The organism is Polynucleobacter sp. 39-46-10 (assembly GCF_002282275.1).
In genome coordinates this window covers 1-13,699 of the sequence record NZ_NCJB01000051.1, presented here as the reverse complement: position 1 = coordinate 13,699, position 13,699 = coordinate 1, and the positions used below count along the sequence as shown (strand labels likewise).

Here is a 13,699-nt window from a genome sequence, read left to right as displayed (position 1 = left end):
TTGATAGATCATGTCAGATCAAGAGCAACAAGCAATTACTCGCTCCGAACTCGTGGAGAGCTTGGCGGAACAGTTTCCCCAGCTATTACCTCGTGATGTGGAGCTTGCAGTAAAAACATTGCTAGACACCATGACTCATGCTTTAGCCGAAGGCAAGCGCATCGAGTTGCGCGGTGTGGGTAGCTTTGTTTTGCATCATCGCCCTGCGCGCGCTGGTCGCAACCCAAAATCTGGTGAGAAAGTATTGATCCCAGAAAAACGGGTCCCCCATTTCAAGCCTGGCAAAGAATTACGTGAGCGCGTTGACTACAAGTCTCTGAAGCAAGTGAGCCCTAAAGAGGGTTCTGGTGCCTAGTAACATAGTGCATATCCAGTGGTCCATTCGGACCATTTTTTTATTTAAGTTCTGCACAGCATGATTCAGATCGCAACCTCTTGGCTACTGTTATTACCAGTCATGTTTGGTATTGGTTGGCTGGCTTCGCGTTGGGATTTACGTCTTGAGAATCGGATGGATGAGCGTGAGCGTATGCGTCAGCAACGCTCAACTTTTAAAGGCTTAAGCCTTTTATTAAATGAGCAGCCAGATCAGGCGATTGAAACCTTGGTCAAGATTGCTCAGCTCGATCCTGAAACGATTGAACTTCATTTTGCCTTGGGTAATTTATTCCGTCGTCGTGGTGAAACTGAGCGTGCAATTCGAGTTCACCAGCATTTAGCTAATCGTGATGACTTAAAGCCGCGCGATCGAGATCATGCAGCTTATGAATTGGGCCGCGACTTTTTACGTGCCGGCTTATTGGACCGCGCCGAAGCCTCATTAAATCGGGTAGGTGAAGGCAAGTTTGCGGCGCCTGCAAAAGAGAGTCTGCTCGAGATGTATCAGATTGAGCGGGATTGGAAAAAAGCCATCATTGCGGCTAGTGAGCTTGAGGGTTTGCAAGGAAAATCCCATCACACGGAGATTGCACAGTTTCATTGTGAGATTGGTCAAGAAGCATTGCGTCGTAAGGATTTGCCAGAGGTCGAACAATCGGTTCAATTGGCTCTGCAAGCAGTGCCCCATCATGCGCGTGCACTGATTTTGCAGGGTGACTATTTAATTGCTATGGATCGTCCAGCCCAGGCAATCGAGGTGTGGGCTGTGATTGCTAAAACACACCCTGCCTATATGCATTTGCTTGCAGATCGCTGGATGGCGGCTCACGCTGCGTTAAATAAAGCAGATGAAGGCTTAAGCGCGCTTTGTGGGCTATTAAAAACTCAAGCTTCTGGTGAGTTGCTCGACATTGTGCAAAAGCATATGACGCAAATTCGTGGGGCACAAGCTGCTGAAGTGATGCTAGTTGAGGCGATGCAGCATTCACCAAGCTTGAGTGCACTCTCCAAGTTGGCTGAGACCCGTTTGACTTTAGCGGAAAGTAACGGCACCCCAGAGCGAGTATCGGATTTACAGGCCACCCTGAGTTTGCTAAAACAAAGAACTACGAGTCTGGCGCGTTATACCTGCGGTAACTGCGGTTTCCGAGCGAGACGTTTCTACTGGCAATGTCCGGGTTGCAACCATTGGGAGGCCTATTCCCCGAGACGCAGCGAGGGAGCTGTTCCTAGCGGCCCTTCAATGTAATCCGAGTTGTCCTTGCTAATCTAATACAAATCATTTGGAGCTATCTTGAAAGTCACCATCATCGGCAGCGGTTACGTTGGTCTTGTTACCGGTGCTTGCTTAGCAGAGCAGGGTAATAGTGTCTTTTGCGTTGATGTAGATCCTAAGAAGATTGAGATTCTCAATTCTGGTGGCATACCCATATATGAGCCAGGTTTAAAAGAAATGATTGAGCGCAATCGCGCTGCCGGCCGCTTGCAGTTCTCTACTGATATTGCTGCTTCTGTAGCGCATGGCGATATTCAATTTATTGCCGTTGGCACTCCTCCAGATGAAGATGGCTCGGCCGATCTGCAATACGTTGTAGCAGCAGCTCGCAACATTGGCCGTCATATGATCACCCCTAAGGTGATCGTGGATAAATCGACTGTGCCAGTAGGTACTGCTGATAAGGTTGGGGCCGCTATTACCGAAGAACTCCAAAAGAGAGGTCTCTCACCAGAACTATGTTCTGTGGTCTCCAACCCCGAGTTCCTCAAAGAAGGTGCTGCAGTAGAAGACTTTATGCGCCCAGATCGCATCGTGATCGGCACACAAAATACCCCAGCAGGTCTGCGTGCTAAAGAGCAAATGCGTAAACTCTATGCCCCATTTAATCGCCATCATGAGCGTACCTATTACATGGATGTCAAAAGCGCTGAGCTCACTAAATACGCAGCCAATGCGATGTTGGCTACCCGCATCTCTTTTATGAACGAGTTGGCTAATCTGGCTGACCTAGTTGGCGCTGATATTGAAGCGGTTCGCCAAGGTATTGGTTCAGACTCCCGCATTGGTTATGGCTTTTTGTACTCTGGTACTGGATATGGCGGCTCTTGCTTTCCAAAAGACGTTTCAGCTCTATCTAAGACTGCGATTGAGTATGGTCGTGATCTCAAGATACTTGATGCTGTAGAGGCGGTTAATGAAGCTCAAAAATACATCCTGGTAGAAAAGATCGAAAAACGTTTTGGCAGGGATCTATCGGGTAAGAAGTTTGCCATGTGGGGATTGGCATTTAAGCCCAATACAGACGATATGCGTGAAGCGCCTAGCCGCGTCATTATTCAAGAGTTGGTTAAGCGTGGCGCCCAAGTTGTGGCTCATGACCCCGTAGCTATGCCGGAAACCAAACATTGCCTCGAAGTAGACTTTAAGGGCAATCCAGAAGGCCTCAAACAAGTATCTCTGGTTGATGACCCTATGTCAGCCACCCAAGATGCTGATGCCCTCGTGATCGTGACCGAGTGGAAAGCCTTCCGCAGTCCGGATTTTGATCTTCTCAAAGCTAAACTAAAGAACCCCATCATCTTTGATGGCCGAAACTTGTATGAGCCACAAGCTATGCAAGAATTAGGTATTGAGTACCAAGGTATTGGCCGTCATAATTAATTACAAGTACAAAAGAATCCATTCGAAAGATTAGAGAGATTAGTTACATCGTGGAAAAAGCCAACCGAGAACAATTTTCAAAAGCCCGCTTATTGGTAGTGGGAGATGTCATGCTGGATCGCTATTGGTTTGGTGATACGAATCGCATTTCTCCTGAGGCGCCTGTACCAGTTGTTCAAGTGGGTAAGATTGATGAGCGTCTAGGTGGTGCAGCCAACGTGGCTCGTAACGTTGCAGCCCTTGGGGCTAAGACAACGATCTTGGGTGTGATTGGTGATGATGAGCCAGGACATCGCGTTACTGAATTGCTGAAATCAAGTGGTGTTGATAGTCAATTAGAGGTTGATGGCAAAGTGCCGACAACTGTGAAGTTACGTGTTATTGCAAGACAGCAGCAGCTTATTCGTTTGGACTTCGAGGAGGCCCCGAGTGAGTCAGCCCTAGCTCATAAGTTAGAGCGTTATGAAAAGCTTGTAGGCGATGCTGATGTCGTGATTTTGTCTGACTATGGCAAAGGTGCATTGGGTCAAGTAGCCTTGATGATTGAGCAGGCGCGCACTCAGAAGAAAATGATTTTGGTTGACCCTAAGGGCGATGACTATGCTAAATATCGCGGCGCTACCGTACTCACTCCAAACCGAAGTGAGCTGCGTCAGGTAGTTGGTCAATGGACCAGTGAAGAGGATCTCACCAAGAGAGCGCAAGACCTCAGAAAGTCATTAAACCTCGAAGCCTTATTACTGACTCGCTCTGAAGAGGGCATGAGTTTATTTACTGAGGCGGGTGTCAGTCACGTAAAGGCGCAAGCACGTGAAGTATTTGATGTATCAGGTGCAGGTGATACGGTCATTGGAACTCTCGCCGTGGCATTGGCAGCGGGTTGGCCGCTGGAAAGAGCGATGGCTTTAGCTAATCGTGCGGGTGGTATTGTGGTTGGCAAGTTAGGAACAGCCACCGTGACTTCAGAGGAATTGCAATGACGATTATCGTAACTGGCGCTGCTGGATTTATTGGTGCCAATATTGTTCAGGCGCTCAATGCACGCGGCGAAAAAAATATTATTGCGGTCGATGATTTACGTCCCGCTGATAAGTATCGCAATCTAGCAGATCTAGACATCATTGATTATCTTGATAAAGACGAATTTCTGGAGGCATTTAGAAGCGGTCGTTTTGGTAAGGTCAGGGCGGTGTTTCATGAAGGGGCTTGCTCCGATACGATGGAGACTGATGGCATCTTCATGATGGCGAATAATTTCCGCTACACCATGGATTTGCTCGATATCTGTACAGAGCAAAAAGTGCAGTTGCTCTACGCTTCATCCGCAGCTACTTATGGTGGCTCGAACGTTTTTATTGAAAGCCGTGAACATGAGAAGCCATTGAATATTTATGGCTACTCCAAGTTCTTATTTGATCAAGTGATGCGCAAGCGCTTTGCTGAGAAGGTTAATACAGCGCAAGTTGTGGGCTTTCGCTATTTCAACGTCTATGGCCCACGTGAATCACACAAAGGCCGCATGGCCTCGGTAGCCTTTCACCAATATCACCAATACAAAGCCAATGGCAAAGTAAAGCTCTTTGGTGAATATGGCGGTTATGCGGCTGGTGAGCAAAGTCGTGACTTTGTCTCAGTAGAGGATGTGGTTAAAGTGAACCTATATTTCTTGGATCACCCTGAAATCAGCGGCATCTTCAATCTTGGCAGTGGTCGCGCACAACCGTTTAACGATGTTGCTCATGCAGTAGCCAATGCTATGCGCAAAATCGATAATGCGAATCCTGCTAGCCTAGAAGAGTTGGTTAAGGAAAAGGCGATTGAGTACATCCCATTTCCGGATGCGCTCAAAGGTAAGTATCAGTGCTTCACACAAGCGGATTTAACTAAGCTGCGTGCTGCTGGATACTCTGAACCCTTCCTGAATGTAGAGCAGGGTGTCAGTCGTTATATTGCCTGGCTATCAACTAATGCAGATTTCTTAGCGAGCCCGCTATAAGTAGTTAAAAACAGTCAACCGACTGAATCTTCATTCGTTGTAACTGATCCACTTGCACTTTGTGTAGGTGGATTTTTTATTAACCAATGGAGATTAAATGAATCAATTATTAAAGTCTTTGGTATTTTCAGTATTGGTAGCTATCTCTGCTTTGGCTGCAGCCTCACCAGTCAATGTTAATACCGCAACCCAGTCTGAGTTGGAAAGTATTAAGGGTATTGGGCCGTCGAAAGCGAAAACAATTATTGCTGAGCGCTTAGATGGGGGTCATTTTCAGGATGCAAATGATTTGCAAAAGCGCGTTCGCGGCATTGGTATGAGGTCCGTCGAAAAGATGGTGGATAACGGCCTAACCATTGAGGCGCCAAGTTCTTTTCGTGAGCCGCACGGTAGGACCAGTAAAGAGGGCTCCAAGGCTAGCAGACGTGGCTCACGCGGTCAAAGTGGTTCGCGCAATCATTCGGATCGTGCGGAACCAAGTCGCCGAAATTAAACCCTTTTACGTCTAGTCTGGCTTATGGCTAAAATGGTTTCATGAGCACACCTTCTTACTTAACTATTTCACAGACCGTGGGTAATACACCCCTGGTTCGTTTGCAACGCATTCCTGGCGCTGAAAACGATTCTAAAAATAATCTGATACTAGGAAAGTTGGAGGGTAATAATCCAGCGGGGTCGGTCAAAGACCGACCTGCGCTGTCGATGATCCTGCGCGCACAAGAGCGTGGCGAAATCAAGCCTGGTGATACTCTGATTGAAGCTACTAGCGGTAACACTGGTATTGCTTTAGCAATGACTGCTGCGATGTTGGGCTATAAGATGGTTTTGGTGATGCCTGAAAATCAAAGTATTGAACGTCGACAAAGTATGGCTGCTTATGGTGCGGAGTTAATTTTGACTGCAGCCTCTGGTGGCATGGAGTTTGCTCGTGACTATGCATTGCAATTACAGAAAGAGGGTCGCGGTAGATTATTGGATCAATTTGCAAATCCGGATAATCCACGCGCTCATATTGAGACCACTGGTCCAGAAATCTGGCGTGATACCGATGGCCAGGTGACACACTTTGTCTCATCGATGGGCACTACTGGAACCATTACGGGAGTCTCCACTTATCTCAAGTCCATGAATCCCAATATTCAGATTATCGGCGCTCAACCAGAAGAAGGTTCGCAGATTCCAGGTATTCGTAAGTGGGCCCCTGAGTACCTGCCTAAGATTTATCAGGGCGACAAGGTCGACCGCATTGAATATGTGAGTCAAGCAGACGCAGAAGAGATGGCTCGCCGCCTAGCAGCTGAAGAGGGTATCTTCTGCGGCATTTCAGCTGGCGGCGCTTTAGTGGTTGCCTTGCGAATCGCTCGCCAGGTTGAGAATGCGACGATTGTATTTATCGTCTGCGATCGTGGTGACCGTTATCTTTCTACTGGAGTTTTCCCAGCGTAAGACATTCAAACTTCAGCATTAAGCCTGTTTTTTCTTGTTAGCAGGTTTCTTCGCTTTAGATTTAGCCGGCTCAGCTGATTTGGTTTCTAACTTCGCTTTAGTTGCTGGGGTAGGAACTGTACTTTGATTTTTATACCCTAGAGCTTCTGCAAATTCAGCGACACTTTGCGCGTAAAAGTAACTGCGGTTGTACTGCACAATTGTTAAGAAATTATTTAAACCAACTACATAACGTACCTGATCGTTTCCATCCTTATCAGGGTAGGGAAGATCGACAATGAGTGCCTTGCTTTGCGGTTCAACGCCACCCGCTTGAAGGTCACCTTGCTCTTTAGTCAAGATACCTTTTGTGATGAGATCTTGAATGGTGTATTTGAGTTTCGGCTCACCGTCTGCTAAGGCTCTCGCTTCGCTGATTGCTCCATTCTGCACGGGGAAGTAAATCGGCATGCCAGGCTGCCAGCCATGCTTTCTCATGAAATTGGCCACGCTAGCAATGGCATCTTTAGGGCTTTGTTTGAGATCAATGCGCCCATCACCATCACCATCTACAGCAAAGCTGCGAATACTGCTTGGCATGAATTGTGGCAAACCAATTGCACCAGCGTAAGAGCTATTTTGATTCAGGCAGGCATTAAAGCGCGTTGAGTTAAACCCTTGGCTACTGTTCTTTGCAGGCAGGCTTCCGCCACCCTCGGTCCAGCACATGAGGATGAGTTCTTGAAGCTGGTCTTTAAAAAGCTGTTCCCGACTTGCTTTATTGGGCGTATCAGGGTAACTGAAAGCAAGTGTAGAAAGTACATCCTTTACTCGGAAATTGCCAGTTTGACGGCCATAGATGGTCTCAATCCCAATAATCGAGACAATCACTTCGGCCGGAACTCCTGATTCCTGCTCAACTTTACTAAGGAATGTCTGGTTTTGCTCCCAAAACGCTTTGCCAGCTTTCAGACGCACTGGCTCAATAAAGCGCTTGCGATAAGCTACCCAATTCTTTTTAAAGCTACCCGATGGGGGTAACACCAATTTGCGAATGGATGGAATCGTTTTAGTATCTGAGAAGCCTGATTCAAGGCTCGCCTGAGGGATTCCTTGGGTTTGAGCAATCTGCGTAATTAACTGGTTGAGGTTTTGGCTAAAGCGAGCTTCTGTCGCAGCATCCTCAGACTGGTTTACGATAGTCTGTGCAGGGCTAGCTTGCTGAACAGGGGTGGTGGAGCAGGCACCAAGTAATAGCGCTATTGATAGCGCTGGAGCAAGGTAGGAGACGCGAAAATTCATGGGTAAGAAAATGGATTTTTAAGGGTTTAGCAGGTTTGATTACATTATAAAAACTACAGTTTTGCTATTGAGGATTTCTAGTAATGACAACAGGATACATAACTCATCCAGATTTTCTAAAACATGAGATGGGTAGCCATCATCCCGAGTGCCCAGAGCGGATTCAGGCAATCAATGATCAATTGATCCGCAGTGGCATCGATCGCTTTCTGCATCACTTAGATGCACCACTGGCAACTGAAGATCAACTGGAGTTGGTTCATAGCCCAGATCATATTGCTTTTGTTAAAGAGCGCTCACCAGCCAGCGGTTACTTCATGCTTGATGGCGACACTATCATGAACCCCCATACCTGGAGCGCCGCGCTCCGTGCAGCTGGTGCTGCTATTGCAGGTGTTGATGCAGTAATGAAGGGCGAGGTTGAGAATGTATTTTGTGCCATTCGTCCGCCAGGACATCATGCAGAGCCAACCCGCTCCATGGGCTTTTGTGTCTTTGATAACGTCGCTGTAGCAGCGCGGTATGCGATGGAGACATACGGTATCGAACGTGTGGCGATCATTGATTTTGATGTGCATCACGGCAACGGCACTGAAGCAGCATTTTTTAATGACCCTAATGTCCTGATGTGCAGCTTCTTTCAGCATCCGTTTTACCCATACAGTGGTTTAGATAGAGCAAACAATATGGTGAATGTTCCGCTTCCTGCATCTACGCGTGGTGACGTGGTGCGCTCGATAGTGGAGGAGCAGTGGTTGCCACGTCTACGGGACTTTGAGCCGGAGCTCATCATCATCTCCGCAGGCTTTGATGCTCACCGTGAGGATGATTTAGGGCAGATGGGCTTGGTAGAGGATGACTATGCCTGGATTACTAAGCAGCTTAAGGGGGTTGCAAACCAATACGCCCAGGGCCGCATCGTCAGTTGCCTGGAGGGTGGTTACAACCTTTCTGCCTTGGGTCGAAGTGTGGTGGCGCACGTTAAGGCGCTTGCCGATATCTAGAATGAGTCTGAAAATGTGATTCAACTTTAGTAATGGATCGCAATGGGAAGATAAAATACTGGAGTCACTTCAAATAGTTGAGAATTGAGAATGAAAATCTTAGTAGCAGTAAAACGAGTTGTAGATTACAACGTCAAAATTCGGGTGAAGTCAGATAATTCTGGTGTCGATTTGGCAAACGTCAAAATGAGCATGAACCCATTTGATGAGATTGCAGTCGAAGAAGCGGTTCGATTGAAAGAAGCTGGCGTTGCTACCGAGGTGGTGGTGGTTTCTGCTGGCCCAACTCAATGTCAAGAAACCTTGCGTACTGCTTTAGCAATCGGCGCTGATCGTGCCATCTTGGTGGAAACCGAAGCCGAGTTACAGCCTTTGGCAGTTGCAAAAATTCTCAAAGCGCTCTCTGAAAAAGAGCAGGCGCAGATCGTTATCCTAGGCAAGCAGGCGATTGATGATGATAGCAATCAGACTGGTCAGATGTTGGCTAGCTTAATGGATATTCCTCAGGCGACATTTGCCTCCAAAGTAGTGGTTGCTGATGGTAAAGCGAGTGTGACGCGTGAGGTCGACGGCGGCCTGGAGACTATTGCTATCACCTTGCCTGCAGTCATTACTACCGACTTACGTTTGAATGAGCCACGTTATGTCACTTTGCCAAACATCATGAAGGCAAAGAAGAAGACCTTGGAAATTGTGAAGCCTGAAGAGCTTGGTGTTGACATTAGCCCGCGCCTTAAAACTCTCAAGGTAGAGGAGCCGCCCAAGCGATCTGCAGGTGTGATGGTGGCTGATGTGGCTGCCTTAGTCGATAAACTTAAAAATGAAGCGAAGGTGATTTAAATGGCTGCACTAGTTATTGCTGAACACGATAATCAATCCATAAAAGCCGCTACGCTCAACGCTGTTGCTGCTGCTTTGCAATGCTCTCCTGAGGTGGATGTATTAGTCGCAGGTAGCGGTACTGATGCTGCTGCTACTGCAGCTAGTCAAATTGCTGGAGTGCGCAAAGTGATTCAGGTGGATGCAGCATCATTGGCCGATCAACTTGCCGAGCCTTTAGCTGCTCAAATATTGGCGATTGCAAATGGCTATGGCTATATTCTTGCGCCAGCTACAGCCAATGGTAAGAATGTATTGCCACGCGTTGCCGCAAAGTTGGATGTAGCGCAGTTATCGGATATCACTAAGGTTGTCTCGCCAGATACCTTTGAGCGTCCGATTTATGCAGGTAATGCGATTGCGACTGTGCAATCAAGTGACCCAGTTAAAGTAATCACCGTTCGCACTACCGGTTTTGATCCGGTGGCAAGCACGGGTGGCTCTGCTGCTATTGAGAAAGTTGCGGCAATTAACTCCGATGGTAAGTCTTCTTTTGTTGGTCGTGAATTGACTAAATCTGATCGTCCAGAATTGACTGCTGCCAAAATTATCGTCTCTGGTGGTCGAGGTTTAGGTTCTGGAGAGAAGTATCAAGAGATTGTTGTGCCTTTAGCAGATAAGTTAGGCGCTGCATTAGGTGCATCACGTGCCGCAGTGGATGCTGGATATGTTCCCAATGATTACCAGGTCGGTCAGACTGGCAAGATTGTGGCTCCACAGCTTTACATTGCCGTAGGTATTTCTGGTGCAATCCAGCACTTAGCCGGTATGAAGGACTCTAAAGTCATCGTAGCAATCAATAAGGACCCAGAAGCACCAATCTTTAGCGTTGCTGATTATGGCCTAGTTGCCGATTTGAATGTGGCTGTTCCTGAATTAACTAAAGCACTCTCATAGAGTTTTCCCCGTTTAGTAACGGGGTATGCCTAAGACATAAAAAGCTATCCGCATTATTGGGATAGCTTTCTTGCCTCTTGAAGCTGAGAGATGAAGAATTGCTCAAATGCAATTGCTAAGAAGGTCATCATGACGCCTGCACCAAACACTAAAGAAAAAATCACCGTCAGCACAACAGGCCAGCCTGATTTGGTGGCTCTACTTGGCTCTAATCCTGGATTAAATTCTGCGTCCCACTTTTCATCAGCGCGTAAGCCATAGGCGATAGTAGTTAGCCAGCTTGCCTCAAAGGTAATGAAGCCAAAGGTGATTAGCACCCAACCCGGCGCAGAGTGAAACTGTGTATCTTTGAGAATCAACCAGCCAGCGATTCCGCCAACAAAGGAAAAGAGCTGAACCCAGCCCCAGAAGGATTTAAGCCCTTGCAAATAAAAACAGTTCAAGCCAGTCCCAGGGAAAAATAATCCGAGTGAGCAGAATAGGAGTTTGTATTTTTTCATTCAAATTTTCAGTAATGGATTTTTAATTGAGTAGGGAGCCAATAGGATAGCTATTTTGCAGCATTGTTTTTTTGTATAAAGCTCAGGACTTCACGATCAGCGCCAATCATCAGGAGTTGATCGCCGTTTCGCACGATTGAGCGGTAATCATTTAATTCGTAGAGAAAATCGTTCTCCAATTCCATGCGTTGAGGTGCGCACGCCATCTTTGTGCTGGCGATCTGATCTAGTGTGAAGCCTCTAGCATCCTCATTAATGCGTGCAGTAAAGCGATTGCAACCTGTAGATCCGCTCACACGTTCGCCATTGGCATCAAAGATGATTTGGATGGGGTTGCTATTGTCCCCTTGAGGTATTTGCCGAGCGCGTACTTCACCTCTAGCATTTGGTGGGAGATTCCAGCGAACTAACTCCCATTTGGTATTTCGGAACTCGCTACTAGGAGGACTTGTTTTGGCAGTGCACGGTGGAACAACATTGGCGCAGGCGGTCAAAAAACTGAAACCAAGGCAGGAAAGAATGAGAAAAATGCGCTTAATAGGGCCTCTTGAGAGTCTAAAAATGGCAGTTTTCATCGTATTATTTCTGTAAGTTATTGTTTTTAATAATTATTTTATGAATTGCTGGATTCTATTCTACTGTTGAAGCTAAAAGGACGTCCGCTTAAATAGGTGGATCAAGTAGGGGTTTTCGTCTAGAATATGAGGTTTTCCGCTATACCGTGCATTTGTTTTGATAATTTGCTCAGTTAGCTGGAGCCCAAGATTTTGTAGTAATTTCATTGGGTTGTAATCAACCTGTTTTCATTTTAGATTTTAAGGAATAAGTATGGTCGTCATTCGACTGGCACGTGGCGGTTCAAAGAAGCGCCCTTTTTATAGCATCGTGGCTACAGACAAGCGCAATCGTCGCGACTCGAACTTTATCGAGCGTATTGGTTACTTCAATCCACAGGCAGCAGCGACAGAGCAAGCAATGCGTATTGCTCAAGATCGTTTGACCTATTGGACTGGTGTTGGCGCGCAGATCTCTCCAACAGTAGTTCGTTTGATCAAAAACAATCCTGCGGTCTAAAGACTTCAAATCCAAAGACTTTCTCTTAGCGATGAAGTCTTTGGTAGCAGAATTTACTTGTAGTGTTATTTGGGGAGTTGAGGTGGCTTCAATATGAGTACACCTTCCCTAGATGATTTGATTGAGCTCGGTGCAGTTCAAGACGCTCAAGGCTTACAGGGTCAGATTAAGGTTCGTCCTCACTCTTCCGAACCCGTAGCCCTCTTATCTAGCAAAGAACTTTGGCTATCTCTCATTCCTCGTCGGAGTGCGGGTGTTGCTGCGTCTCATGAGCAGGCCTCACTAAAGTTGTACAAGGTAAAGCAAGCCAAGATGCATAGCGGTACCGTAGTGATTGCTTTGGATGGTGTTACCGATCGCGATCAAGCCGAAGCTTTAAAAGGCGCTCGCATCTTAGTTCCTCGGGAGGTATTTCCAAAAGCGGAGAGCGATAGCTATTACTGGGTTGATCTGATCGGCTGTAAAGCAGTCAACCTTCAGGGCGAGAGTCTGGGTGAGGTGATTGATGTTAACGATAACGGGGCCCATGGAATCATTGTTCTCGGTGACCCAGAAACCAAAACAGTAAAACAGTTGATACCCTTTGTAAAAGAGGCGGTACAAAATGTTGACTTGCCTAATAAGCTGATTACTCTAGATTGGCAAGCTGACTGGTAGCTGTAAATATGCGCTTTGATGTAGTCACCTTATTCCCTGAAATGTTCTCTGCCTTAACGCAGTGGGGCATTACTGGACGCGCTTGTGAGCAAGGTCTTAGTAGCGTTCATCTTTGGAATCCTCGGGATTATTGTTCTGACCCCCGCAAGACAGTTGATGACCGGGCTTATGGCGGTGGCCCCGGAATGGTGATGATGGCAAAACCATTGGAGGATACGATATCCGTTGTTAAATCTGCTCATCAGTCTCAAAATATCGTTTCGGGCCCAATTTGCCTGCTAGCCCCTCAAGGAGAGGTTTTTTCTCAGAAGATAGCGGCAGACATCCTTGATTACGGTAATTTAACTTTCATTTGCGGTCGTTATGAGGCTGTTGATCAGCGTTTTATTGATCGAAATGTCGATTTACAGCTTTCAATCGGTGATTTTGTGGTTTCTGGTGGAGAATTGCCGGCTATGACCATGATGGATGCGGTTATTCGCCTTATTCCAGGGGCTCTAGGTGATGGCGAATCTGCTGCCCAGGATAGCTTTATTAACGGTCTTTTGGACTATCCACACTACACCCGCCCTGAAATATATGAAAATTTATCAGTTCCGGACGTGCTTTTAGGCGGACATCACGCTAAAATAGCGGATTGGCGTCGGCAGAAGTCTTTAGAGCTGACGCTAAGGCTTAGACCTGATTTAATTAAATCGGCAAGAGCTAATTGGTTGCTAAGTAAAGAAGATGAGCAATTTCTTCGAACGCTGTAAGTAATTATGGTTTTCAATGAAGTGTTTGTGTTTTGATTTAGTGAAATGGTTTTAACTGCATCCTCTGTCTGGTCCGTTGATGAAAGTCTCGGGATTAAACGCTGACAAGATGTTTAAGGATTAATAATGAATTTGATCGAAAAAATTGAGCAAGAAGAAATTGCTCGCTTAAG

The 13,699-nt window shown here is 46.7% G+C and carries 16 protein-coding genes; 13 read left to right on the top strand and 3 right to left on the bottom strand.

Annotation, left to right across the window (positions count from 1 at the left end):
• Positions 1 to 10 precede the first annotated feature (10 nt).
• The 7 genes from B7X71_RS06310 (at position 11) to cysM (ending at position 6,479) form a co-directional block, all read left to right on the top strand.
• Positions 11 to 355, top strand: a complete 345-nt coding sequence (locus B7X71_RS06310) for an integration host factor subunit beta (protein WP_293600374.1) — start codon at positions 11 to 13, stop codon at positions 353 to 355.
• Positions 356 to 415: 60 nt separating this feature from the next.
• Positions 416 to 1,627, top strand: a complete 1,212-nt coding sequence (lapB, locus tag B7X71_RS06305; protein WP_293600373.1) for a lipopolysaccharide assembly protein LapB — start codon at positions 416 to 418, stop codon at positions 1,625 to 1,627.
• 45 nt (positions 1,628 to 1,672) lie between these two features.
• Positions 1,673 to 3,037 carry a UDP-glucose/GDP-mannose dehydrogenase family protein gene (locus B7X71_RS06300; RefSeq protein ID WP_293600372.1) on the top strand — a complete coding sequence of 455 codons (1,365 nt, stop codon included), beginning with the start codon at positions 1,673 to 1,675 and terminating at the stop codon, positions 3,035 to 3,037.
• A gap of 50 nt (positions 3,038 to 3,087) precedes the next feature.
• Complete coding sequence (rfaE1, locus tag B7X71_RS06295; RefSeq protein WP_293600371.1) at positions 3,088 to 4,017, top strand: D-glycero-beta-D-manno-heptose-7-phosphate kinase; 930 nt, start codon at positions 3,088 to 3,090, stop codon at positions 4,015 to 4,017.
• Positions 4,014 to 5,033 (top strand): ADP-glyceromanno-heptose 6-epimerase, encoded by a 1,020-nt coding sequence (rfaD, locus tag B7X71_RS06290; RefSeq protein WP_293600370.1) that lies wholly within the window; start codon positions 4,014 to 4,016, stop codon positions 5,031 to 5,033. The genes rfaE1 and rfaD overlap by 4 nt, the downstream gene beginning before the upstream one ends.
• Before the next feature lie 97 nt (positions 5,034 to 5,130).
• Complete coding sequence (locus B7X71_RS06285) at positions 5,131 to 5,526, top strand: helix-hairpin-helix domain-containing protein (RefSeq protein ID WP_293600369.1); 396 nt, start codon at positions 5,131 to 5,133, stop codon at positions 5,524 to 5,526.
• A gap of 41 nt (positions 5,527 to 5,567) precedes the next feature.
• Positions 5,568 to 6,479: a cysteine synthase CysM gene (gene cysM / locus B7X71_RS06280; protein WP_215375236.1), complete on the top strand. Its 912-nt coding sequence runs from the start codon at positions 5,568 to 5,570 to the stop codon at positions 6,477 to 6,479.
• A gap of 18 nt (positions 6,480 to 6,497) precedes the next feature.
• Here cysM and mltB read toward each other — a convergent pair whose 3' ends face one another.
• Entirely contained in the window at positions 6,498 to 7,760 is a 1,263-nt protein-coding gene (mltB, locus tag B7X71_RS06275; protein WP_293600368.1) for a lytic murein transglycosylase B, read from the bottom strand.
• 83 nt (positions 7,761 to 7,843) lie between these two features.
• On the opposite strand from mltB, the gene B7X71_RS06270 reads away from it, so the two are divergent.
• The 3 genes from B7X71_RS06270 (at position 7,844) to B7X71_RS06260 (ending at position 10,540) form a co-directional block, all read left to right on the top strand.
• Positions 7,844 to 8,764, top strand: coding sequence for a histone deacetylase family protein (locus B7X71_RS06270; RefSeq protein WP_293600367.1), 921 nt, complete (start codon positions 7,844 to 7,846; stop codon positions 8,762 to 8,764).
• Positions 8,765 to 8,854: 90 nt separating this feature from the next.
• On the top strand, positions 8,855 to 9,604 hold the full coding sequence (locus B7X71_RS06265; protein ID WP_293600366.1) for an electron transfer flavoprotein subunit beta/FixA family protein: 750 nt from the start codon (positions 8,855 to 8,857) through the stop codon (positions 9,602 to 9,604).
• A complete protein-coding gene (locus B7X71_RS06260; protein WP_293600365.1) occupies positions 9,605 to 10,540 on the top strand; it encodes an electron transfer flavoprotein subunit alpha/FixB family protein in 936 nt (311 codons plus the stop codon).
• Between the two features lie 53 nt (positions 10,541 to 10,593).
• Here B7X71_RS06260 and B7X71_RS06255 read toward each other — a convergent pair whose 3' ends face one another.
• Positions 10,594 to 11,040, bottom strand: a complete 447-nt coding sequence (locus tag B7X71_RS06255) for a hypothetical protein (protein WP_293600364.1) — start codon at positions 11,038 to 11,040, stop codon at positions 10,594 to 10,596.
• A gap of 50 nt (positions 11,041 to 11,090) precedes the next feature.
• Positions 11,091 to 11,615, bottom strand: coding sequence for an META domain-containing protein (locus B7X71_RS06250; protein WP_293600363.1), 525 nt, complete (start codon positions 11,613 to 11,615; stop codon positions 11,091 to 11,093).
• A gap of 253 nt (positions 11,616 to 11,868) precedes the next feature.
• Here B7X71_RS06250 and rpsP point away from each other — a divergent pair, with 253 nt between their 5' ends.
• From rpsP to trmD, 3 genes are all read left to right on the top strand, one after another.
• Complete coding sequence (rpsP, locus tag B7X71_RS06245) at positions 11,869 to 12,114, top strand: 30S ribosomal protein S16 (RefSeq protein WP_011902362.1); 246 nt, start codon at positions 11,869 to 11,871, stop codon at positions 12,112 to 12,114.
• Positions 12,115 to 12,207: 93 nt separating this feature from the next.
• Entirely contained in the window at positions 12,208 to 12,771 is a 564-nt protein-coding gene (gene rimM, locus B7X71_RS06240; RefSeq protein WP_293600362.1) for a ribosome maturation factor RimM, read from the top strand.
• 8 nt (positions 12,772 to 12,779) lie between these two features.
• Positions 12,780 to 13,526, top strand: a complete 747-nt coding sequence (trmD, locus tag B7X71_RS06235; protein ID WP_293600361.1) for a tRNA (guanosine(37)-N1)-methyltransferase TrmD — start codon at positions 12,780 to 12,782, stop codon at positions 13,524 to 13,526.
• Positions 13,527 to 13,699 lie beyond the last annotated feature (173 nt).

Bases quoted from the DNA above. Each gene is read 5' to 3' on its own strand.
- cysM (WP_215375236.1), top strand. From the start codon at position 5,568: ATGAGCACACCTTCTTACTTAACTATTTCACAGACCGTGGGTAATACA.
- rpsP (WP_011902362.1), top strand. From the start codon at position 11,869: ATGGTCGTCATTCGACTGGCACGTGGCGGTTCAAAGAAGCGCCCTTTT.
- B7X71_RS06265 (WP_293600366.1), top strand. From the start codon at position 8,855: ATGAAAATCTTAGTAGCAGTAAAACGAGTTGTAGATTACAACGTCAAA.
- mltB (WP_293600368.1), bottom strand. From the start codon at position 7,760: ATGAATTTTCGCGTCTCCTACCTTGCTCCAGCGCTATCAATAGCGCTA.
- B7X71_RS06260 (WP_293600365.1), top strand. From the start codon at position 9,605: ATGGCTGCACTAGTTATTGCTGAACACGATAATCAATCCATAAAAGCC.
- B7X71_RS06255 (WP_293600364.1), bottom strand. From the start codon at position 11,040: ATGAAAAAATACAAACTCCTATTCTGCTCACTCGGATTATTTTTCCCT.
- rimM (WP_293600362.1), top strand. From the start codon at position 12,208: ATGAGTACACCTTCCCTAGATGATTTGATTGAGCTCGGTGCAGTTCAA.
- B7X71_RS06250 (WP_293600363.1), bottom strand. From the start codon at position 11,615: ATGAAAACTGCCATTTTTAGACTCTCAAGAGGCCCTATTAAGCGCATT.
- trmD (WP_293600361.1), top strand. From the start codon at position 12,780: ATGCGCTTTGATGTAGTCACCTTATTCCCTGAAATGTTCTCTGCCTTA.
- B7X71_RS06270 (WP_293600367.1), top strand. From the start codon at position 7,844: ATGACAACAGGATACATAACTCATCCAGATTTTCTAAAACATGAGATG.
- B7X71_RS06310 (WP_293600374.1), top strand. From the start codon at position 11: ATGTCAGATCAAGAGCAACAAGCAATTACTCGCTCCGAACTCGTGGAG.
- rfaD (WP_293600370.1), top strand. From the start codon at position 4,014: ATGACGATTATCGTAACTGGCGCTGCTGGATTTATTGGTGCCAATATT.
- lapB (WP_293600373.1), top strand. From the start codon at position 416: ATGATTCAGATCGCAACCTCTTGGCTACTGTTATTACCAGTCATGTTT.
- B7X71_RS06285 (WP_293600369.1), top strand. From the start codon at position 5,131: ATGAATCAATTATTAAAGTCTTTGGTATTTTCAGTATTGGTAGCTATC.